The 22,307-nt window shown below is 72.0% G+C and carries 13 protein-coding genes; all 13 read left to right on the forward strand.

Annotated features, from left to right (window positions below; all coding sequences use genetic code 11):
• Nucleotides 1–4 precede the first annotated feature (4 nt).
• The 13 genes from ABZ818_RS03150 to ABZ818_RS03210 all read left to right on the forward strand — a co-directional run bounded on the left by ABZ818_RS03150 (nucleotide 5) and on the right by ABZ818_RS03210 (nucleotide 22,298).
• A complete protein-coding gene (locus tag ABZ818_RS03150; protein ID WP_361409937.1) occupies nucleotides 5–1,960 on the forward strand; it encodes an ATP-binding protein in 1,956 nt (651 codons plus the stop codon).
• Nucleotides 1,951–2,235 (forward strand): hypothetical protein, encoded by a 285-nt coding sequence (locus tag ABZ818_RS03155; RefSeq protein WP_361409940.1) that lies wholly within the window; start codon nucleotides 1,951–1,953, stop codon nucleotides 2,233–2,235. Before ABZ818_RS03150 ends, ABZ818_RS03155 begins: the two co-directional genes overlap by 10 nt.
• Complete coding sequence (locus ABZ818_RS03160; protein ID WP_361409943.1) at nucleotides 2,232–9,104, forward strand: DUF4157 domain-containing protein; 6,873 nt, start codon at nucleotides 2,232–2,234, stop codon at nucleotides 9,102–9,104. Before ABZ818_RS03155 ends, ABZ818_RS03160 begins: the two co-directional genes overlap by 4 nt.
• A 31-nt stretch (nucleotides 9,105–9,135) precedes the next feature.
• On the forward strand, nucleotides 9,136–9,681 hold the full coding sequence (locus ABZ818_RS03165; RefSeq protein ID WP_361409945.1) for a HEAT repeat domain-containing protein: 546 nt from the start codon (nucleotides 9,136–9,138) through the stop codon (nucleotides 9,679–9,681).
• 70 nt (nucleotides 9,682–9,751) lie between these two features.
• Nucleotides 9,752–10,438 carry a hypothetical protein gene (locus ABZ818_RS03170; protein ID WP_361409947.1) on the forward strand — a complete coding sequence of 229 codons (687 nt, stop codon included), beginning with the start codon at nucleotides 9,752–9,754 and terminating at the stop codon, nucleotides 10,436–10,438.
• A 10-nt stretch (nucleotides 10,439–10,448) separates the two neighbouring features.
• A complete protein-coding gene (locus ABZ818_RS03175; RefSeq protein ID WP_361409950.1) occupies nucleotides 10,449–10,811 on the forward strand; it encodes a hypothetical protein in 363 nt (120 codons plus the stop codon).
• Nucleotides 10,804–11,943: a hypothetical protein gene (locus tag ABZ818_RS03180; RefSeq protein ID WP_361409953.1), complete on the forward strand. Its 1,140-nt coding sequence runs from the start codon at nucleotides 10,804–10,806 to the stop codon at nucleotides 11,941–11,943. The genes ABZ818_RS03175 and ABZ818_RS03180 overlap by 8 nt, the downstream gene beginning before the upstream one ends.
• Before the next feature lie 33 nt (nucleotides 11,944–11,976).
• Entirely contained in the window at nucleotides 11,977–12,513 is a 537-nt protein-coding gene (locus ABZ818_RS03185) for a phage baseplate assembly protein V (RefSeq protein ID WP_361409956.1), read from the forward strand.
• 18 nt (nucleotides 12,514–12,531) lie between these two features.
• On the forward strand, nucleotides 12,532–12,867 hold the full coding sequence (locus tag ABZ818_RS03190; protein ID WP_361409959.1) for a hypothetical protein: 336 nt from the start codon (nucleotides 12,532–12,534) through the stop codon (nucleotides 12,865–12,867).
• Nucleotides 12,864–13,250: a GPW/gp25 family protein gene (locus ABZ818_RS03195; protein ID WP_361409962.1), complete on the forward strand. Its 387-nt coding sequence runs from the start codon at nucleotides 12,864–12,866 to the stop codon at nucleotides 13,248–13,250. The genes ABZ818_RS03190 and ABZ818_RS03195 overlap by 4 nt, the downstream gene beginning before the upstream one ends.
• On the forward strand, nucleotides 13,247–16,354 hold the full coding sequence (locus ABZ818_RS03200) for a putative baseplate assembly protein (protein ID WP_361409965.1): 3,108 nt from the start codon (nucleotides 13,247–13,249) through the stop codon (nucleotides 16,352–16,354). The genes ABZ818_RS03195 and ABZ818_RS03200 overlap by 4 nt, the downstream gene beginning before the upstream one ends.
• Nucleotides 16,351–20,127 (forward strand): putative baseplate assembly protein, encoded by a 3,777-nt coding sequence (locus tag ABZ818_RS03205; protein WP_361409968.1) that lies wholly within the window; start codon nucleotides 16,351–16,353, stop codon nucleotides 20,125–20,127. Before ABZ818_RS03200 ends, ABZ818_RS03205 begins: the two co-directional genes overlap by 4 nt.
• On the forward strand, nucleotides 20,127–22,298 hold the full coding sequence (locus ABZ818_RS03210) for a hypothetical protein (protein WP_361409971.1): 2,172 nt from the start codon (nucleotides 20,127–20,129) through the stop codon (nucleotides 22,296–22,298). Before ABZ818_RS03205 ends, ABZ818_RS03210 begins: the two co-directional genes overlap by 1 nt.
• Nucleotides 22,299–22,307 lie beyond the last annotated feature (9 nt).

The raw sequence follows: 22,307 nt of genomic DNA on the forward strand, positions 1-22,307 counted from the left end.
GGGCATGAGCGGGCAGAGCACACCGGACACGGGCGACGGCACGGCGCTGACCGCCGGGATCCGGCGCGTCCTGGCCCGCGTCGACGCCCACGCGGCACGCGCCACCGAACAGCAGACCGCCGACCCCGGCACGGCCGTCGTACTCGTGCCCGGTACCACCACCCCGCTCGACGCGCTCGTCGCCCTCTTCGGACTCACCCCTTTCGAACGCGACCTCGTCCTGCTCACCGCCGCCGACGAACTCGAGCCCACCACCGCCGCCCGGTGCGCGGCGGCTGCCGGCGCTCCGCAGCGGGCGTACCCCACCTTCTCGCTCGCCCTCGCCGCGCTCGACGAACCGCACTGGAGCGCACTCACCCCCGTGGCACCGCTCAGGCGCTGGCGGATCGTCGAACTCGAGGACGAGACCCGGCTGACCGTCTCCCGGCTCCGGCTGGACGAGCGCATCCTGCACTTCCTGCTCGGCTCGCCCTATCTCGACGCCCGGCTCCACGGCCGGCTCCGCCGCACCACGGCCCCCGACACGCTGCCGCCCTCCTACGACCTGGCCGCCGGCCGGCTCGCCGAGGGCTGGACGGAGGAGGGGCGCAGCCTCGACGCGCCGCTGCTGGTCGAGGTGACCGGCGGCGACCTGCGCAGCCGCGCCGAGGTCGCCGCCACCGCGGCCGCCCGCTGCGGACTCGGCCTCTACGCGATGAGGGCCGAGGACGTGCCGGCCGACCCCGTCGAACGCGACCGGCTGGCCCGGCTGTGGCAGCGGGAGGCGATCCTGTTGCCCGCCGCCCTGATGGTGGAGGCCGGGGACCTGGACCGCGACCAGCGCGCGGCCACCGAGGCGTTCCTGAGCGGAGCCGCGGTACCCGTCGTCGTCTCCAGCGAGGACCCGCTGCGCACGGGGCGCCCGCACGGCACGCGCGTGCCCGTGCCGCCTCTGGGCGACGATGAGCAAATCGCCCTCTGGGCGGACGCGTTCGGCGAAGTGGCCGACCTCGACGACGGCGAACTGCGTTCTCTGGTCGCGCAGTTCCAGCTGCCGCCGCACGTCGTGCGCTCTGCTGCCGCCGCCGTGGGCCGCCGGCTGCCCCACGAGGACGAGGCGGACGCCGCCGAACTCGCCTGGCGGGCCGGTCTTGACGAGGCCCGGATCGGCATGGACGAACTCGGCCGCCGGATCGAGCCGCGGGCCGGCTGGGACGACCTCGTCCTGCACGAACGGCAGACGGCCGTCCTGCGGGAGATCGTCGCGCACGTGCGGCAGCGGCCGACCGTCCACCAGGAGTGGGGCTTCGCCGCGACCCTGCGCCGCGGCCTCGGCGTCACCGCCCTGTTCGCGGGCGGCTCCGGCACCGGCAAGACCCTTGCGGCCGAGGTCATGGCGGGGGAACTCGGCCTGGACCTGTTCGTCGTGGACCTCTCCCAGGTCGTCAGCAAGTACATCGGCGAGACCGAGAAGAACCTGCGCCGTGTCTTCGACGCCGCCGAACGCGGCGGCGCCCTGCTGCTGTTCGACGAGGCCGACGCCCTCTTCGGCAAACGCAGCGAGGTCAAGGACAGCCACGACCGATACGCCAACCTCGAAGTCAGCTATCTGCTGATGCGGATGGAGGCCTACCGGGGCCTCGCCATCCTCACCACCAACATGAAGCAGGCCCTCGACACGGCCTTCCTGCGGCGCATCCGCTTCGTGGTCGACTTCCCCTTCCCGGCCGAGCACGAACGCGCCGAGATCTGGCGCCGCGTCCTGCCGCCGCAGGCACCGGTGAAGGACATCGACCCTGACCTGCTGGCCCGGCTCACCGTCGCCGGCGGCTCGATCCGCAACATCGCCCTGTCCGGGGCGTTCCTCGCCGCCGAGGAGGGCGACCGGCTGCAGATGCGGCACATGCTCGCGGCCGCGCGCACCGAGTACCTCAAGCTGGAGCGCTCACTGACACCCGCGGAGGTGCGCGGATGGGTGTGAACAGGCCACCGTCGGCGATCCGCGTGGAGATCGGCGAGCTGGCGCTGGACGGCTTCCAGGCGGACCCGGCCCGCGTCTCGGCCGCGTTCGAGCGTGAACTCGCGCGCCTGGTAGGGCAGCACGGTGTGCCGCTGGCAGCGAACGGCGCCGTGACCGTGGACGCGCTCACCGGCCTCGCCCCGCTGCCCGCCGGACTGTCGGCCCGCCGCCTCGGCCAAGAGCTGGCCCGCGCGGTCCACGAAGGGCTCAGCGGCCACGGGCAGGTGACCCGATGAGCTCCCGGACCCAGGACGCCGGCGCACAGCAGTCCGCCGAACAGCGTCGCCGCAAGCGGAAGGAGCGGGCCGCCAAGTCCCGCGCCCCTGAGCCGAAGAACATCGTCAGCGGCGCCGGCCAGCCCCTCGACCCCGGCATCCGGCGCGAGCTGGAGGAGCAGCTCGGCCACGACCTGAGCCGGGTACGCCTGCACACCGGACGGGACGCCGGACAGCTCACCCAGCTGCTCGGCGCCGACGCCGTGGCTGTCGGCCAGGACATCCTCTTCAGCGAGGGCGCCTTCAAGCCGGGTACCGACGAGGGGCGCCGCCTCCTCGCCCACGAGCTGCTGCACACCGTGCAGAACCCGCACGGCCTGGGGGCGCTGCGGGCCGGACGTGAGCAGGGCGCGGTCAGTGTGCCGCAGCAGGCGATCGAGCGAGAGGCCGAGTCGGCCGCCCAGGACCTCGTACGCCCGTCCACGGCCGGCCCCGAGGAGTCCGCGCCCCAGGTGGCGGAGGACCAGGCCACCCCCGGCTGGCTGCGCTACGCCACCGTCGACGCCGACCGCAACCGCACGGAGGCGATGGACCCGGCGACCCTGCTCGACCGGCTCGCCAACTCGGTCATACGCTCTTTGCGCGGCGACCCGGAGGACCTGTCCCAGCGGACCCGCAAACAACTCGCCCGGCTTCCCGAGGAATTGCTCGACGGCGTTCTCGTCCGCCTGGAGAACCGGCTGCTCGCCCCGGAGCACGACCGGGTGCTCGACCTCGTCGACGAGGTCGAGGCGTACGACGACCATGCCCAGGATCTGGAAGTCAACGCGCACGACGCCCCGGAGACCGAGCCCGACGTGGCCGAGCAGGTGCGCACCGAACGCGAGAACGCCGTGCGGACGGAGGAGCAGCGACGGGCCGAGGAGGAGCGGCCGGGCATCGCGCCGGGACCGGAGAAGGAACGGGCCGTCGACCAGGGCGCAGCAGGCAGCACTCCGCAGAACGGCGGCACGCCGGAGCACGGGACCACGCCGCAGGGCGGGGGCGCGCCGCGCCGCGCGCAGGAGAAGGTGCCGGGGGCGAAGGGACCGGGCTCCGGACAGGGCTCGGCCACGGCATCGGGGGCACGGGGGCAGGGCACGGCGACGGCGCCGGGAGCGGCGGCAGCCCCCGCCCAGCAGGAGCAGGCAGTGCCGTCCTCCGTCTCCGGCGGCTCCTCGGGCGGCGGTCAGCAGGGTGACACGCAATCCGCGGCATCGGCGGGCCAGGAGCAGGGGGAGAAAGCGGACTCGGGCGGCCAGGAGCAGACCGAGCAGACACAGACGCCGGCCGCGAGCAAGGAAGAGTCCGCGGCGGAGAACCGCCCGGGCGCGGCCGAGGCCGCTGTGGCCGGACAGCAGCCGAAGCGGCAGGACCGGCGCGGGCCGGAGAAGCCCGCCGGCTCGCCGACCGCCTCCGGCACGGAGGCCCGGCTCCCGGGCCGGTTCAGCACCCTCGACGGCAAGCGCGGCCGGGACATCGACGGACCGGAGCAGCAGACCGACGACGACCCCTTCGGCTCCGGCAGCGAGTCGGAGGTCGAGATCGGGGGAGGGGAGTCGAGCGCCTGGGACGTCAAGCTCCAGCCGGACGACTTCGTACCCCCGCAGGACCTCGACGTGTCCGCTGTGCCGACCGCGGACAAGCTCGACCCCACCGCGTCCGCGGCCCAGCCGGTCCCGTCCTTCCCCGCCCCGCCGCCCACCAAGGCGGAGCGGGTACAGGCCGAACGGGACGCGGAGGACGCCGAGGACGCGACGGCCGAGCCCGACGACGCAGCGGCCGAGCCCGACGTGGAGCCGGAGCCGGGGCCCTCGGCGAAGGAGACCGAGGGCGGTCCGGACAGCGGTGCCGGACCGGACGGTCTCGCGCTGGAACGGGCCGCCGCGGCGCCGCAGGTGTCGGGCACCCGGGACCCCAAGAGCGGCGACGACCCCAAGGCGGGTCCCGTCGGCGCGCAGACCACGGTGCAGGAGGCGCCGGGCAGGGCCGAAGGGCTGTCCGAGGGCGGCGGCGCGGTCGGGGAAGCGGCCGCCAAGGAGGAGAAGGGCACCGCCGCCGCTGGCGACAAGGGCGCCGGCGGTCAGGAAAAGGAGTCTCAGAAGTCGACCGGCGGCCAGTCGGCGCAGGGGGACGCCCAGGCGAAGGAGCCGGGCGCGGGTGCCGTCTCGGCCGAGCCCGCCGGACGGGAGGCGGAGGGCGCGCAGGGCGCCGGGGCCGCGCAGGCCGTGCAGAACGCGTCAGCCGTCGCGGGCGGGTCCACGGCGCCGGGCGCGCCGTCCGGAGCCTCCGCGGCGTCCGGTGCGTCGCATGAGGCCGGGGCGGGCGAGGCACCGGCCCACGAGACCCGTACGGCACCGCATGCCCGTACGGAGGCAGCGGCGCGGAAGCCCCAGGCCGCCCCTGCTCCCGCCGCGGCGAAGCCGGCACCGGCGCCCGTGAAGACGGCCACGGAATCGCCGGCCGAGCCGGAGTCGGCGCCGGTGCCGGCGCCGAAGGCGGCCACAGGGGGAGTTTCCCGGAGCGCCGGCGGGGGCGGCGGAGGCGGAGGTGCCGCTCCAGCTCGGGGCAAGGGCAAGAAGGACTCCGCCCCGGTCCCGAACCTCTCCGGGGTCTCCCCGGAGGCGGGCCTGGCGACGGCCTCGAAACTCAAGCCGCACAAGGCACTTCAGTCCATGGGCGGCGTCGGCGGCGCGGTGGATCGCTCCGTCGGCGACGAGCACAAGGCACTCGCGTCCGCCCCGCCGTCGATGCAGCGCCCGGCGGGCGCGCCGCGGACGCTGGAGGGCAAGCCGAAGGCCGACACCCCGGCCGAGTACTCGCAGGACAAGCCCCAGGAAGCCCAGGCAGCGGAACAGAAGAACGCCGAGGTCACGGGCGCCAAGGAGCCTCAGGGCCAGATCGAGGCGGAGAAGGCCGAGGAGCCCGGGGGCTGGGACACCTTCAAGATGGCCCTGGGCTTCATCGGCGGCAAGATCGTGAACGGGGTCGCGAGCCTCTTCGGCGCCGACAAGCCGGTCGTGGATCCGCAGGCGCTGGCCGCCAAGTTCGCGGGACTCCCGACGAAGGACGAGGCCCTCAAGCAGGCCCAGGCCGGCAACGCGCCGGGCGTCGACATGAAGGGCGCGGCGGAACAGACGGCCGGGGAGCAGGACGGCCATGTCGACGCCAAGGGCCAGGAGACGATCGGGACGGCCCGGGACGATGCCGGCCGGGGGATGGGCGAGGACCAGGTCTACCCCGATGCTCCCAAGGAGAAGATGACCGCCAAGGTGCCCGGCGCACGGGGCGGCCGGGGCGGGGCGGTCGAGAGCGGCGGGGTCACCGGCGCCGTACCGCCGGAGGCCGCCTCCGAGGTGGCGGAGCACGACCGGGGCCCGCAGTTCCAGGCGGCGTTCAGCGACGGTACGAAGGCAATGTCCGAGGGCCGGCAGGCCAAGGACCGCGACACCCGCGACTCGCAGGCCCAGCACAAGCAGAAGGTCGACGCCGAGATCGCGGCGAACACCAAGACGCAGGCCGGCGAGCGCGAGAAGGCCATGGGCGACGTCACCGCCCAGCGCGAGGACTGGCGCAAGGAGCAGGACGAGCAGCTCAACTCCCTCGGCGACAAGAAGAGCGAGCGGCACGACAAGGTCCGCAAGGACGTCGAGGACCAGGAGAAGAAGACCGACGACGACGTCGACAAGGAGAAAACGGGCAGCGACAAGAAGATCCAGGACGAGAGTGACAAGGCCGAACGCGACGCGGACAACAAGCGCGACGGCGCTGTCAAGGACTCGGGCAACTGGGTCAGCAAGGCCTTCGACTGGATCAAGCAGAAGGTCATCGAGATCAAGAACGCGATCGTCCGGGTCATCCGGGCGGCCCGCGACGCGGTCATCGGCTTCATCAAGAACTTCAAGGACACGGTCGAGCGCTGGATCAACGACGCCCGCAAGAGCATCGTCGACGCGATCAAGAACCTCATCAAGGACCTGATCGAGTTCGCGCTGGCGATGGTGCGAGCGGTGGTCGAACTCGCCGCCAGGATCCGCAAGTTCATCATGAGTCTGATCTCGGCGGCGATCGCCCTCGTCAACCGTCTCGCCCGGGCGCTGAAGCAGGCTGTCTCCGACCTCCTCGACGCCATCGGCAAGTTGCTCAGCAGCATCCTGGACATCCTGAAGAAGGCGCTCCAGGCGGCGCTCAAGGCGGTTGTCGCGGCGGTGAAATCGGTCCTGGAGTTCGCGTCGAAGCTCCTGAGCGCGCTGGGCGCCTGGATGATGATCGCGGTCGACTTCCTCTCGGACCCGGGCGGTTGGCTCGGCGGCGCGAAGAACTCCGCGGTGGACGGCGCGAAGAACCACCTCTTCCGCGAGGTGTCCTCGGCCGTCAAGGCCTGGTTCCAGGAGAAGATCCAGGAGATCATCGGCGTCCCCAAGGCGATCATCGACAAGCTGATCAAGGGCGGCTTCGCCCTGGAGCAGATCGTCAAGGAGGCCTGGGACGCCGTGGTCCCTCAACTCCCGCTCATCATCGGCGAGTTGGTGATGACGAAGGTCGTCGCGAAACTGATCCCCGGCGCCGGCTGGGTCATGGCCGTCATCGACGCGATCCGTACGGCGTGGGGCGCCTTGAGCGCCATCCTCAGCTCACTCGGCGCGGTCCTGTCCTGGCTCAAGGCAGTCCGCATCGGCGGTGCCGGCATCCTCTTCGCCAAGGCGGTCGCGGCGGGTGTCGTGGCCCTGCTGGAGGTTCTGTACCAGGCCCTGCTGAACGGGATCGGCAAGTACGTCGCGAAGGTGGGGCGTCGCCTGAGGGGCGTGGCGGCGAAGCTGGCCGGACGCGGCGGCCGGGGCGGCGACCGGGGACCCAAGGCCGGGGCCGCGGACGAGCCGGGCGGCAGGCCGAGGACGGACGAGGACCGTGGCGGGCCCAGGACGGACAGCGACCGCAAGGGGCCCAGGACCGAGCCGGCCTCGGCCGCGACCCCGAAGACCCCGGCCAAGCCCAGGCCAGGCACCAACCGTCCGGGCCCGACCGGCCCGACGTCGGACCGACCCCCCGCGGGCCCGGGCCGCCCCGCCCGCCCCCGCCCCCGCCCCGAGCCCGACCGCCCGGCCACACCGGCGACCACCCGCCCGCGCCCGGACCGCCCGCGCCCGGACCGGGAGGCCCTCTCACGCCCGAAGGACGAGACGCCGACCCGTAACCGCCCGAGGGACGAACACGACTCGACGCGCCCGAGGGACGAGGGCGATTCGGCACGACCGAGGGGGAACGACCGCCGCCAGGACCGCCGCCGCCCCGACGAGACCCCGAACCGCCCGAGGGAACAGGACCCGAACAGGCCCAAGCCGGACAGGGACGGCTCCGGCAAACCGAAGGACCACAAGGACCACAAGGACCACAAGGACCACAAGGACGGGGACGGCCGGAGGTCCAAGGACGGCACCGACGATCCCCGCAAGCCGAAGCACACCAAGGACGGCGAGAAGGACCCCCGCAAGCCGAAACGCGACAAGGACGACGAGGGCCGCCCCAAGAAGCCGAACCAGGGCAAGGGGGACGACGGAGGCCGGAAGCCGAAGGGCAAGGACCCTCACAAGGAGAAGCAGAACAAGAAGGACCGCCGCAAGAAGGAAGAAGACTCACCGGAATCCAAGGAAGCCCGACTCCGCAGGATCGTCGCGAAGATCCGTCCCAAACTGAACGGACTTCTGACTAAGGGGGTCGACGGAGTCGTGCTGAAGGGCACGCTCGGTGGTATGCGGTTGTGGCACCGTCTCACTTCGCTCACCGTCGATGGCGCGAACCGCTTCTCCATCCGAGCGCGTCTGAATCCCGAGGACACGGTCGTCCTGGGCAAGACCCTTGACGTGGCAGGCGTGGAGATAGAAGCCGATCGGCTGCTCCGAGCCATTCGAAAAATAGGCGAAGAGATAACCCGGGTGGGAGAAAATGCAAACCTCGGCACGGACGGGGCGCGAGCCCATGAGGCATCTCCCAAGGGTGATACGGAATCCCAGGCCGGCGAGGAACATCGGATACGCGTGGAAGCCGGTGCACGTGGCGGCGAAGTGCAGGCGGCCGTGCGCGGCCGGAAACATCAGCCGGGTCTCAAGTCGGATACTATCCAATACGATTCCGCAAAGATCAAGGAAGCGGCTCTGGAAGTTCGTCGCCGTTTCAAGGCGCGAAACAGAAGACAGTTGCGGAATCCGACCACCGATGCCGGAATACGGAACAGGTTGGTGGATGTCACTCATCCCGAAACTCGGAAGCCCAAGGGGGTCAGTTACGAGGAGTTCAAGGAGATCCTTCGAGACACGGGCAACGAGCAACAGATAGCCCAGGACGCGGTTTCCATGCTGGCTGGCCGGGCCCCACAGGGCATGCATCCCGCCCTCGCCGCCGAAGTGAACACCTGGATCGTTCACCAGGAAGGTCACCGCAACATCGGTGCCCTGGCCACTCACGCAATGGCGCTCGACCTCGCTGCCCGTGGCGAAATGAGTCTCCAGGAAGCAGTGGACATGGCCCCGATGTCCCCTGAGGGCGCGCCGGACAAGGCGAGGAAGACGCAAAAATATCTCAACAAGTCCCGGATCCAGGAGTCGATGCCGACGTACAAGTACGTACTCGATGCCGACAAGTTGGCGCAGCGTGAGATAGCGATGATCAGGACGTGGCTGAACTCTCTCAAGGACCTGAAGATCGGCGACTCCGTGAGTAAGGAGGAGCGGGAAAGGCGGCTTATCCTGGAAATTAGAAAGAGGATCCATGAGATCTACGCTGTGAACGCCAAGGAAGTTCCTTCTGCGAAGAAGTTCTTGGCAGACCTGGAGAGCACTAATGTCACACTATGATCACCGATCCCGTCGTCTCGTACTCCAGGCCATGCAGGCCGCGAGGAACGAGGTCGCCGAGTACGCAGAAGCCTATGGTTGGCCGCTGATTGAAGAGATGCCCACGAACGACGACAGGGTGCCCGAGATCACCTGGAGGATCTCGTCCACGGTGAATCTTCATTACGCTGAGGATGACGCGACCGGTTGTTCCTATGTCTACGTGACCGCTGGCTACCGTGATCAGTGCCAAGCCTTCTGTGAGCATGCCGAGCAGCATTTGAACTTCTGGCCCCGAGAGCAGTTGCTCGCCCAGTATGACAGTTCGAGCAATGCGGAAGAGCGGGCGGGAATGCTTCTCATGCTGGCACTGGCCTCTACGCAAAGAGTCGACACGGAGGGTCAGGAGAGGATCATGGCGGCATTGCGGGACCCCGCGGAAGACGTACGCGAGGCTGCCATTTACGCCACCAGCTACACGCCCGATTGGCGCTACCGCCCACTTCTTGAAAGTGTCGCCGAAAGCGACCCGGTGGAAGAGCTTCGTGACGATGCGAGGAACATGCTGGCGACCTACGACGAGGCCGGAATCCGATGAAGAGCACTCCGTGTCCGAACTCCGGGACAGCGCCCTGCATGGCTCCTGACCACATGAGAGTTGGCCTACTGTGACCCGCTATGCCAACATCCCCAAACCCATCCGCTCCGGCATAGTCGTCGTCGACCCCGAACGCGGCACCCCCCAGCGCGTCATCGTGCTGCAGTTCAACCCGGACACCCTGGAACGCAGCATCTCCCCCCAGTCCGCCGGAGACGGCGGCGACGCCGGCGGCGGAGGTGCCGGGAGTGGGGACCGGAACGAGGCATTACGGCTCAAGGGCCCCGCCCAGGAGACCTGGAAGTTCACCGCCGAGATCGATGCCACCGATCAGCTGGAGATCGCCGCGCCCGACGGGATCCACCCGCAGCTCGCCACCCTCGAGATGCTGGTGCAGCCGACCACAGCGCAGTTGCGGGCCGCGAGCAAGCTGACGCGGAAGGGCGCCATCGAGATCAGCCCGATCGAGATGCCGTTGACGCTGTTCACCTGGGGGAGCAAGCGGGTCATGCCCGTGCGGCTCACCGAGCTGTCCGTCAACGAGTCGGCTTTCGACGTCAACCTCAATCCGATCCGGGCCTCGCTCAGTATCGGGATGAAGATCCTGACCGTGAGCGACCTGCCCGCAGGGCACCGCGGTGCCGACCTGTACATGGCGCACCTGGCGCAGAAGGAGCGGCTTGCCGCCGCGGCCCGGGGCGGCAGCCTGGGCGCCCTCGGACTCGGCGGCGCCGATCCAGTGACCGGAAGGGGCTGAGGAGGACGACATGGCCGGGACCGAGCCCTACGAGAGCGCCCTGGACTCCATACCGGGCGCGCACCCCTACCCGCGTACCAGCCGCTATCACGACGCCGAGATCGGCGTGCACCGGCGTGCCGACGGCACCGAAGTCCGGTACACCAAGCGGCGCTTGCTGCCTCCGCTCGACGAGGAGACCGAGCCGCACGTCGTCGGCGCCGGAGAGCGGCCCGATCTGCTCGGTCAGCGCTTTCTGGGCGACTCCGGCCAGTGGTGGCGGATCGCCGACAGCAACCCGGTACTCGACCCACGGGAGTTGACGGACAATGCGGGACGCGTCATCGGCATCCCGCTCGCCGGCGGGTTCCCGCGTGGAGAGCGGCGTGTCTGAACAGCCCGTGGGGCAGGGCCCCGTCCACATCCAGTTCCTCATGGGGTCCACGCTCGCCCGCCCGGTTCCCGTCGAGGTCGCCGAGGCTCTGCTGTCCGCGCAGATCACCGCCACCGCGGGCGAGCGCAGCGGGTTCCAGTTCGCCTTCGACCTCACCAAGAACGGGCTGATCAACCAACGGCTGCTGCCCGAGGGGTTCTTCGACCCGAAGACGCGCGTCATCCTCACCGTCAGCGTCCGCGGCACGCCCGAGGTGCTGTTCGACGGACTGATCGTCCGGCAGGAGGTCGGCGCCAGCAACGTCCCCGGCCACTCCACCCTCACCGTCACGGGCGAGGACCTGACGCTGCTCATGGACCTGGAGGAGCGCACGGCCCGCTACCCCAACCTGCCCCCGTCCGAGCGGGTCCTCGCCATCCTGCGCCGGTACTCCGACTACGGCGTCCGGCCGGATGTCTACCAGGAGAAGGTCGCCCAGCCGCCGCACCAGGACCTCCGCGTCCACTACCAGACGGGCACGGACCTGCAGTACGTCACGGAGCTCGCCCGCGCCAACGGCTACACCTTCTATCTGGAGCCGGGCCCCAACCCGGGCCAGTCCGCAGCCCGTTGGGGCCCCGAAGTGCGGCTCGGCCGGCGCCAGCACGCCCTCAACGTCAACATGGACGCCCAGTCCACCGTGGACCAGTTGACCTTCGCCTACGACGGAACCGCACGGGAGGAGCCGCAGGCGCGCTGGCAGGACCCGGGCACCCGCCAGTCCACGCTCCTGCCCCAACCGCCGATCAGCCCCATGCGGCCGCCCCTGGGCAGGCGGCCCACCCCCGCCCTCAAACGCAAGACCCTCGCAGGCACCGCCAAGCAGCAGCGTGAGCAGGCCGAGGCCGAACTCCTCGCCAGGGCCGCGGTCTCCGCGGACGTCATCTCCGGCTCCGGCTCGCTCGACGTCAACCGGCACGGCTACCTCCTCCAGCCGCGCCGGCTCGTCGGCGTACGCGGCGCCGGCCGGGCCTACGACGGCGACTACTACGTCAAGTCCGTCACCCACAACCTGCGCCCGGGCTCGTTCCAGCAGAACTTCACCCTCTCCCGGGAGGGGCTGGAAGCACGCAGCGACCACGTCCGGCCCTGACCCGAACCACTGAAGAACCAGGAGAAGTTCAGCATGGCGGCACCCGGCAATCGCTACCTCGGCAAGTTCCGCGGTCGGGTCGTGGACAACAACGACCCGCTGCGCATCGGCAGGATCACGGCCGAGGTCCCGGACGTCCTCGGCGACGAGCCGTCCACCTGGGCGCTGCCCTGCCTGCCGTTCACCGGGCCGGAGTCGGGCCAGTTCGTGGTGCCGCCGCCCGGCGCGGGCGTGTGGGTGGAGTTCGAGCAGGGGGATCCCAGCTTCCCGGTGTGGACCGGCTGCTGGTACGGCGACGCCGGTGAACTGCCCCCCGACGCGCGCCGCGAACTCCAGGCGAACGCGGCGAACAAGCCGGTCGTCGTGCAGACCCCGCAGGCCCACAAGATCGTCCTCAACGACACCGCCGGCGCCGAACAGGGGATCCTCCTGCAGGCCCAGGGCGGTGCCTACATCCGCATCACCAAGGAAGCCGTGGTCATCGCCACCGGCGCGGGCGCCGAGATCGTCCTGCGCGGTCGTGAAGTAACCATCAACGATGGTCAGTTGACCGTCCACTCCAAGCGATAGACAAACGGGGGAGAGAAGTTGTCCGGGAGTCTGCTCCACGCGGGCGCCGTGATCGGCTGCCCGCACGGCGGCCGCGTCACGCCCGCCGCCATGCCCTCCGGCGGCGTACGCATCGGGGGTGCCGCCATGGCCACGAGCGCCCACACGTATGTCGTCACCGGCTGCCCGCACACCGTCGACGGAGTGCCCTCGCCGTGCGCCGCGGTCCGCTGGACCGCCGCGGACACCGGCGTCACGGCCGATGGGTCGCACGTGCTGCTCGACACCTCCGCCGCCCAGTGCTTCAGCGCGGCCCTCGTCCCGCAGGGACCACCCGTCGTCCAGGCCGCGCAGCGAAAGGTCACCGTCCGATGAGGCCGACGAGTCAACGCACCCGCACCGACATCGAGTTCCCCTTCCGCACCGACCGCCGGGGACGCACCGCCCACGCCCGCCCCGCCGAGCACGTCCACGACCTGATCGAGCAATTGCTGTTCACCAGCCCCGGCGAACGCGTGATGCGCCCCGACTTCGGCTGCGGGCTGCTCGACCTGGTCTTCGCGCCGTCCAGCCCCGAACTGGTCAGCACTCTCGAACTCTCCGTCCAGGCCGCGCTCCAGCGCTGGCTGGGCGACCTGGTCGAGGTGGTGGCCCTCGACATCGAGAGCGGCGACGACACCGTACGCGTACACCTGTCGTACGTCGTACGCGCCACCGGGACCGTCCGCGAGGACGTCTTCGAGGGGAGGGCGGCATGAGCGCGGGAACCACCCGGCGGGCCAAGGTGCGGGCCGCGCAGCTCAACGGGGTCGACGCCGTCGAGACGAGCGACGACGGGCTGCTGCTCACCGTCACCTTCCTCGGCAAGGCCCCGCACGGCCTCGGCCCCGAGAACGTCCGCATCGACGGCGGCCGGCGCGTCACCGGCATCACCGCCATCGACGTCAGCGTCGAACGCGAGGAGGACCCGGAACTGGACGACCGGCTCCACGTCACCCTCGACCGGGCCGGCGACACCTCCCACTACCGGCTGTCGCTGGTGGAGGCGGACCCCTACGGCCGGCCCGGCACCGAGCCGTACCGTGGCCTCGACCAGCGCTACCACAGCGCGGAGTTCGGCTTCCGGCCCGGCTGCCCGACCCCCTTCGACTGCCGGGACGACACCGATGCCACCCCGGACTTCCCGGCCGCCCCGGTCGTCGACTACACGGCCCGCGACTACGAGAGCATCCGCAAACTCCTGCTCGACCGGCTCGCGCTGACCACCCCGGACTGGGTGGAGCGCAACCCTGCCGACCTGGGCACGACGCTCGTGGAACTGCTCGCGTACACCGGCGACCAGATCAGCTACCAGCAGGACGCGGTCGCCACCGAGGCCTACCTCGACACCGCCCGCCGCCGGGTCTCCGTGCGCCGACACGTCCGGCTCATCGACTATGCGATGCACGACGGCTGCAACGCCCGCGCCCATGTGACCGTCGAGACCGCCGCCGACCGCACCCTGGCACCGGGCACGTACCGCTTCGCCTCCGTCGACGTGCGCACCCTCGACCCGCACGACCGCCCCGAGCCCGGCACGGTCATCGACGAGAACGACCTCGGCGACCTGGACGAGCGCGGCTCCGTGGAGGTCTTCGAACCGGTCGTCGCCACCGAACCCCTCGAACTGCGAGTCGCCCACAACGCGATCCGGTTGTGGACCTGGGACGGCGAGGTGTGCGCGCTGCCCGCCGGGGCCACCGCCGCCACCCTGCGCGACGCATGGGCGGATCCCGAGACCCGCCGGGAACGCAGGCTCGATCTGAAGCCGGGCGACGTGCTGATCCTCGAAGAGGTGAAGGGGCCGCGCACCGGCACCCCCGGCGACGCCGACCCCGCCCACCGGCAGGCCGTCCGCCTCACCTCCGTCACCCCCGGCCTGGACCGCATCGAGGACCAGCCCGTCCTGGAGGTCACCTGGGCCGCCGAGGACGCCCTGCGCTTTCCCTTCTGCCTGATCACGCGCGGCGGGCGGGACTGCCTGCCCGTCGAGGACGTCACCCTCGCCCGAGGCAACGCCGTCCTCGTCGACCACGGCCGCTCCGGCCCGGTCGAAACGGTCACCGTGCCACCGGTCCCGGCCGTCGTGGCGCCGTGCGACCCGCCGGAGTTCGGCTGCCCCGACCGCACGGAGGGCAACGCCCCGGCTCGGCTCATCACCTCGTTGACGGACCGGACGGAGAGCGGCCGCGTCCTGACCCCCGACGACGTCCGCGAACTGTTCGCGGTCGTGGGGGAGCGGGCCACCGTGCGCGCCGGGGTCGGTCTGGAGCGGGCCGGGCAACGACAGGAGCGTGTCGTGCCCGGCACGGCGTACGCGCAGGCCGCGGCCCTGCGGACCCTGCTCGCCCAGTCCGTCTACCCGGGCATCCGGCCCCGGTTCCGTCCCGTCCTCGGCCGGGCACCGGTCACCCAGGCCGTGCCGTTCCCCGACGCGGCGACGGTCGCCGCCGGGCAGGCCGAGCGGATCGCCGCCATCCCGAGCCGGATCCGGCAGCGGCTCGTCGAACTGTGGCGCAGTGCCCGCGACCGGGACGGGCTCGGCGAGGGCGAGATCGACGAACTCGCCGTGATCTTCAGCCTGAAGGTGCTGGAGCGGCTGGAACTGCGCCGGCATCCCGTCCGCGCCCTGCGTGAACTGCTGCACGGCTGCGACACGTTGCTGAAGGCAAAGCTGCGGCGCGTCGAGATCCTCACCGCGCGGGCCCGCGCGGGCACGGTGCTGGACGGGGACATCGCCTGGGAGATCGCGCACAGTTGGGGCCCGGCATACGCGGCCGGACTCCACCCCGAGGAGCCGGTCCTGCGCGGCCCGGCGACCGCCGCACTCGCCCAGGACCCGCGCCGCGCCCTGCCCGCCGTACGCCTCCACGACGGCGACACGGTGTGGGAGCCGCGCCGCGACCTGCTCGACAGCGCCCCCCGCGACCGGCACTTCGTCGGCGAACCGGAGGACGACGGGCGCCTCGCCCTGCGCTTCGGCGACGGACGGCACGGTGCCGTGCCGACGCCGGGGACCCGGCTGGAGGTGCGCCACCGGCTGGGCGGCGGCATCGCGGGCAACGTCGGCGCCGAGGCCATCAACCACCTCGTCGTCGCAGCGGGCGAGCCGGGCGAGCCGGTACCGGTCGCCACGGTTCGCAACCCGCTGCCCGCCACCGGCGGCACGGAGCCCGAACCCCTGGAACGCGTACGTCAGTTGGCGCCACTGGACCTGCGCCGCACCCGGCTGCGCGCGGTCACCGCCGACGACTACGCGGCTCTCGCCTCCGCCCTGCCCGGCGTCCAGCGGGCCGCAGCCGAGATCCGCTGGACCGGCAGCGTCCAGGAGGCCCACGTCGCGATCGACGCCTACGGCGGCGACACCCCGCCGGACGGCCTGCTCGACTCCGTGACCCAGGCCCTGGAGACGTACCGGCGCATCGGGCACGACCTGGTGATCGGCCCCGCCCGGCTGGTGCCCCTCGACGTCGCGCTCCACGTGTGCGCGCTGCCCGGCCACCAGCACGGCCAGATCCTCGCCGACCTCTACCGCGTCCTCGGCAGCGGCCGGCTGCCCGGCGGACGGCTGGGCTTCTTCCACCCCGACGCGCTGACCTTCGGCGAACCCGTCCGGCTCAGCCGCCTGGTCGCCGCCGCGGCGGCCGTACCCGGCGTGGCGAGCGTCGAGGTCACCCGGCTTTGCAGGCTGTTCGAACAGGACCGCGGAGAGAGGGAGGACGGCGTGCTGCGGCTCGGCCCGCTGGAGATCGCCACCTGCGACAACGACCCCGACCGGCCCGAACAGGGACGGCTGGCGATATCCCTGGGAGGCGCCCGATGAGCCAGGTCTGCTCCTGCGGCGGCGCGTGCGGCGGCCACGACGAGCGCCTCGCCCCCGCCCCGGTCCACAACCCGCCCGGCCGCACCGCCCTCGACTACCGCGTCGGCGAGTACGGCTCCTTCCTCGCAGCCCTCCTCGACCGGCTCGCCTCGCCCGCGTACCCGGCCCTCACCGGGCTGACCGTCCGCACCCCGGACGACCCCGCCATCGGCCTGCTGGACGCCACCGCCGTCCTCGGCGACCTGCTCACCTTCCACTCCGAGCGGATCGCCGACGAGGCCTACATCCGCACCGCCGACGAACACCGCTCGCTGGTGCTGATGGGCCGGCTCGTCGGACACCGGCCGCGCCCCGGAGTGGCGGCCGGCACCCACCTCGCGTACACCCTCGAACGCGACCCGCGGGCCGAGGCCCTGCCGGTGCTCATCCCACGCGGTGCGCGCAGCCACAGCGTGCCCGTCTCCGCCGACGAGCAGTCGCTGACCTTCGAGACGGCCCGGGACCTCACCGCCCGCTGGGACTGGAACGAGCTGGCGGTACGGCGCCGTCGGCCCTCCCTCGTCACACCCGAGGACCTCGAGCGCCCCTCCGAGCTGTTCGTGGAGGGCACCGCCAACTCCCTGCAGACCGGCGACCAGCTCCTCTTCGTGTTCGGCGAACAGGCGGGTGGCGAGCGCAGGTTGCTGTCCGTCGCCGGTGTCCGGACCGACCGGGACGACGAGGTCACCGCGATCTCGCTGCCCAGGTCGGCGCCGCTCACGCTCAAGGAACTGGCGGACGAGGTTCGGCGCTGGACCGCCGAACCGGCCGCCCCGGGCGAACCGGGCGAGGAACCGCCGACCCCCGAGGTCCCCAACCCACGGCCGGTCAGCCGCCTGATCGAGGACTTCGAGGACCAGGTGCTCGCCCCGCTGCGCACGGACCTGGACGACATCAGGACCCCGGAGAGCCTCGCGGCCCGTCTCGGCGAACCCGTCGCCCGTCTGCGCGAGGCCGAGGTGCTGGCCGAGCCGTACGAGGACGTGGCCGCCTGGTTCGAGCAGCTCGCGGCGGTCCTGGCGGAACTGGCCGGCCACGCACTTCAGCTGGCCCCTGCCCAACCCGCGGAGCCGTCCGCAGAACAGACCGCAGAGCAGACCGCAGAGCAGACCGCGGCCGCCGGGAGGACGGCCCGGCCCGACTCCCGCCAGGCCGCGTTGCAGGCACTGAGTTCCGTCCTGCCGGCCCTGCGTTCCGCCGCACCCGCCCACCGGGCGGGGAGCCGCACCCGCCGCCCCGGCAGCGACACCGCGCGCCTGCTGTCGGCGCTCGACCCCGGCCTCGGCAGCCTCTATCCGGCCTGGCGCTCCGCCGCCGCGCCCGGTGCTCCGCGGCTTCTGCGCGAACTGCTCGCGATGCGCGTGACCGCCGCCCCCTTCGGAGCCACCGCCCCGCTCAAGCCCGTCCAGGACGACCGCGGCCGGGTCATCCGCACCGCCGACTGGCCGCTGACCGGCGCGGTGCTGGCGAGTATGCGCGTGGTGTACGACCCGGCGGGCAGGACCCCGGCCCGGGCCGAGTTCCAGTACGTCGAGGGCGGCAGCAGCGACCAGCGCGCCGAGAACCTGCCCGTCGCCCAGCCGATCTCCTTCACCCTGGGCCCCGGCCGGGTCGACCTGTCGACCCGCGCCCCCCAGGACCGCGAGCTGAGCTGGCTCAACCGTCGTCCGGCGGCCGCCGAGGAACCGGGTGTCACCGCACGCCTCCACACCGGCCTGCCCGAGCGCACCCTGTTCGTCTCCCGCCCCGACGCCGAAGGCCTGGTGCACGTCGGCGTCCACAACGGCACGGCCCAGGAGATCTCCCTGCGGCCCGGCGACAGCAAGCAGTTCACCCACGGCGAGTACGAGGTGAGCCTCAAGTACACGGTGGGCACCACCGAACCAGGCGTCGAGATCGTCATCGCGAGCAAACCGGAGCCCGTCAACCGCCGTGTCCTGCAACTGGACACCGTCCACGACGGCATCACCGTCGGCAGCTGGGTGGCGATCCAGCGGCCGGCGAAGGGTGCGGCCGTACCCGGCGACGCCAGGTTCGCCTTCGTCACCACCCAGGTCGTCGCGGCGCGTACGGCCGCCTACTCCAACTACGGCATCACCGGCCGGGGCACCGAACTCACCCTCACGGACCCGTGGCTGGACGAGTTCGACGTCCTGCTCTCCCACATCCGCGACACCACCGTGCACGCGGCGGGCGAGCCGCTGCACCCGGCCGGCGAACCGCTGGGCGAGGAGGTGCATGGCAACGAAATCGAACTCGCCGAGCTGTACGACGGGTTGCGCCCCGGCCGCACCCTCGTCGTGAGCGGCGAGCGCACCGACGTACCCGGCACGACCGGTGTCAACGCCACCGAGGTGGTCACGATCGCCGCCGCAGACCCGGCCGTCGACCCTCGGCTGCCCGGGGACCACGTCCACACCCGCCTCATCCTCACCACCGACCTGCTCCACCGCTACCGCCGGGCGAACGTCCGTATCCTCGGCAACGTCGTCGAGGCCACCCACGGCGAGAGCCGCGAGGAGGCCATCGGCAGCGGGGACTCCGACCGTGTCAACCAGACCTTCGCCCTCTGGCAGTCCCCGCTGACCTGGCTCGCCGCCGACACCCCTCTCGGCGCCACGCCCGTCCTGGAGATCCGCGTCGACGGTGTGCGCTGGCACGAGGTCGACAGCCTCGCCGGGCGCAGCCCGACCGAGCGCGTGTACATCACCGGCAGCACCGCCGACGGCCGTACCACCGTGACCTTCGGCGACGGCGTCCACGGCGCCCGCCTGCCCAGCGGCCACGAGAACGTCCGCGCCCGCTACCGCTTCGGCACCGGCAAGGCCGCCAACATCCCAGCCGACCGGATCACCCAGCCCCTCACCCGGCCGCTCGGCGTCACCGCGGTCACCAACCCGCGCCCGGCGACCGGCGGCGCGGACGCGGACGGGCCCGGCCTGACCCGCCGCACGATCCCGCTCGCCGTCTCCGCCCTGGACCGTCTGGTCTCCGCGTCCGACTACGAGGACTTCACCCGCTCCCGGGCGGGCATCGGCCGGGCGGTGGCCCGCGAACTCTTCGACGGACGACGGCGCGTGCTGCACGTGACGGTCGCCGGAACCGACGACGTGCCGCTCACCGAGGACAGCCTCCGGCCCCTGCGCGGAGCGCTGACCGAGTACGGCGACCCGAACCTGGCGGTCCGCGTGGACGTGCGCGAACTCGTCCTGCTGCTGATCGCCGCCCGAGTGAAGCTCGAACCGGACCACGCCTGGGAGACCGTCGAGCCCAGGCTGCGCCAGGCGCTGCTGCTCCGACTCGGCTACGAGGGGCGGGAGCTGGGGCAGCCCGCCCGCCTCTCCGAGGTGCTGGCCACCGCGCACTCCGTGCCCGGCGTCGACTACGTGGACGTCGACGTCTTCACCGGCGTGCCCGCCCTCGTCCCTCCGGAGCGGCTGACCGCCCTGCTCGCCGACCCCGGCACACCGAAGGCGTCCGTACCGGCGCACCCGGCGGCGTACGAGGAGAGGACCCACACCGTCCGGGACGCGAACGGGGAGACCCTGTCGTCGATCTGCGCCCGGTACGGCATCCCGCTCGCCGAACTCCTGCGGCTCAACCCCGACATCACCGACACCCGGCGCCTGGCGAAGGGCCGGACGCTGTTCGTCTTCCGCGGCATCCGCCCGGCGCAGCTCGCGCTGCTGTCGGCGCGGGCCTCGGACACCCTGATTCTGACGGAGGTCAAGTGATGTCATCGGACGTGGAGTTGGAGACGCCGGCCCCGGTGGTGCCCCGGGAGCCGGACGGGCTCGCCGAGCTGCTGCCCCGCTGGTACCGGCTGCGCGACGGCGAGGACGGAGAGCCGCTGCGCGCCCTCCTCGCCGTGATCGCCGAGCAGCTCGACCGGGTCCGCGACGGCGTCCAGCAGAGCTACGAGGACCTGTTCGTGGAGACCGCGGCCCCCTGGGTGCTGCCGTACCTCGGCGACCTGGTGGGCTACCGCACCCTGCCGGGCTACGAACGCGTCCTCACCGCCGGCCTGCACGGCGGCGGCCGGGACGCGCTCGCCGAGGCCGTCGCCCCGCGCCGTGACGTTGCCGCCACCGTCGCCCACCGGCGCCGCAAAGGCACCTTGCACCTCCTGGAGGAACTCTCCGAGCAGGTGGCCGAGTGGCCCGCGCGCGCCGTGGAACTGTCCCGGCTCGTGGCTCACACCCAGCCGGTCAAGCTGTACGGCACCGGCCGGCGCGGCGACCGCGGCCGCCTGCTCGACCTGCGGGACGGGTCGGCGCTCGCCCTCACGGGCGGACCGTTCGAGCGGACGGCCCGGACGGTCGACGTGCGCCGGGCCGACTCCGCGAGGAAGCAAGGGGGATGGACTCCCGCCGGGGTGGGACTGTTCGTCTGGCGGCTGAAGCCCTGCTCGCTCACCTCGTCCCCTGCCTACTGCATCGACCGCGCCCGCAACCTCTACACCTTCTCCATCCTCGGCAACGACACCCCGCTGGTCACCAAGCCAGTGCCGGAGCCCTCGCCCGCGCACATCGCCGCCGTCGAGAACGTCCCGGCGTTCATCACCCGCCGCCTGCTGCACGACCGGCTCGCCGACTACTACGGACCCGGCAAGAGCATGGTCATCCGGCGCGACGGCGAGGACCAGCCCGTAGCGCCCTCCGACATCGTGGTCGCCGACCTGTCCGACTGGCGCTACCGGCCCCGGCGCGGCCAGATCGCCGTCGACCCGGAGCTGGGCCGGATCGCGTTCGGCTCCCGGTCCGCGCCCCGGCAGGGCGTGTGGGTGGACTACCACTACGCCTTCGGCGCCGCCATGGGCGGCGGCGAGTACGAGCGCGCCGACCGTGAACCCCACCCCGAGGCCACGTTCTACCGGGTCGGCCCCGGACAGCCGTACCACAGCATCATGGACGCCTACCGCGCCTGGCAGGACGAGCGCGGCCCGGAACGCACCCCCGGCATCATCGAGATCACCCACAGCGGCGCCCACCAGGAGCAGCTGGACTTCGACCTCGACCCCGGCGACCGCCTCGAACTGCGCGCGGCCGAGGGCGCGCGACCGGTGATCCGCCTCCTCGACTGGTACAGCAACCGGCCCGACGCCCTCAACATCCGCGCGGTGTCCGACGACTGCACACCGCACGAACGACCCCGCATCGTCCTCGACGGACTGCTGGTCGCCGGGCGCGGCATCAACGTGACCGGCCCGATGGGCGCGGTCGTCGTCCGGCACTGCACGCTGGTGCCGGGCTGGTCCCTGGAGCCCGAGTGCGAGCCGCACTCACCCGACGAACCCAGCATCGTCCTGGACCGCACCACCGGCTGCCTGCAGATCGAGCACAGCATCCTCGGCACCATCGAGGTCATCGGCGACGAGGTGAGCGAGGACCCCCTCGACATCCATCTGCGCGACAGCATCCTGGACGCCACCGGCCACGACCGCACGGCCCTGTCCGCCCCGGACTGCCGCCACGCCCACGCCGTCCTGCACCTGCACCGCAGCACCGTCATCGGCGAGGTGCGCACCCACGCGGTGCGCATCGCCGAGAACTCGATCCTCACCGGGAAGCTGCACGTGGCCCGGCGCGGCATCGGCTGTCTGCGGTTCTGCTACGTCCCGCCCGGCTCGCGCACGCCCCGCCGCCACCGCTGCCAACCGGACCTGGCCGGCCCGCAGCAAGCCACCCGGGTACGGCCGCTGTTCGCGGGCGAACGCTACGGGACCCCGTGGTACGGGCAGCTGGCGGACCGCTGCGCCGAGGAGATCCGGCGCGGCGCGGACGACGGCGCCGAACTCGGTGCCTTCCACGACCTTTACCGGCCGCAGCGCGAGGACGGCCTCAGGGCACGGCTCGCCGAGTACACGCCCGCAGGCACCGACGCCGGGATCTTCTTCGTGACGTGAGCAGCGCCG

The sequence above is a fragment of the Streptomyces sp. NPDC047453 genome (genome assembly GCF_040643155.1).
Taxonomy (GTDB): Bacteria; Actinomycetota; Actinomycetes; order Streptomycetales; family Streptomycetaceae; genus Streptomyces.

Bases quoted from the DNA above. Each gene is read 5' to 3' on its own strand.
- ABZ818_RS03150 (WP_361409937.1), top strand. From the start codon at position 5: ATGAGCGGGCAGAGCACACCGGACACGGGCGACGGCACGGCGCTGACC.
- ABZ818_RS03155 (WP_361409940.1), top strand. From the start codon at position 1,951: ATGGGTGTGAACAGGCCACCGTCGGCGATCCGCGTGGAGATCGGCGAG.
- ABZ818_RS03160 (WP_361409943.1), top strand. From the start codon at position 2,232: ATGAGCTCCCGGACCCAGGACGCCGGCGCACAGCAGTCCGCCGAACAG.
- ABZ818_RS03165 (WP_361409945.1), top strand. From the start codon at position 9,136: ATGCAGGCCGCGAGGAACGAGGTCGCCGAGTACGCAGAAGCCTATGGT.
- ABZ818_RS03175 (WP_361409950.1), top strand. From the start codon at position 10,449: ATGGCCGGGACCGAGCCCTACGAGAGCGCCCTGGACTCCATACCGGGC.
- ABZ818_RS03185 (WP_361409956.1), top strand. From the start codon at position 11,977: ATGGCGGCACCCGGCAATCGCTACCTCGGCAAGTTCCGCGGTCGGGTC.
- ABZ818_RS03195 (WP_361409962.1), top strand. From the start codon at position 12,864: ATGAGGCCGACGAGTCAACGCACCCGCACCGACATCGAGTTCCCCTTC.
- ABZ818_RS03200 (WP_361409965.1), top strand. From the start codon at position 13,247: ATGAGCGCGGGAACCACCCGGCGGGCCAAGGTGCGGGCCGCGCAGCTC.
- ABZ818_RS03205 (WP_361409968.1), top strand. From the start codon at position 16,351: ATGAGCCAGGTCTGCTCCTGCGGCGGCGCGTGCGGCGGCCACGACGAG.
- ABZ818_RS03210 (WP_361409971.1), top strand. From the start codon at position 20,127: ATGTCATCGGACGTGGAGTTGGAGACGCCGGCCCCGGTGGTGCCCCGG.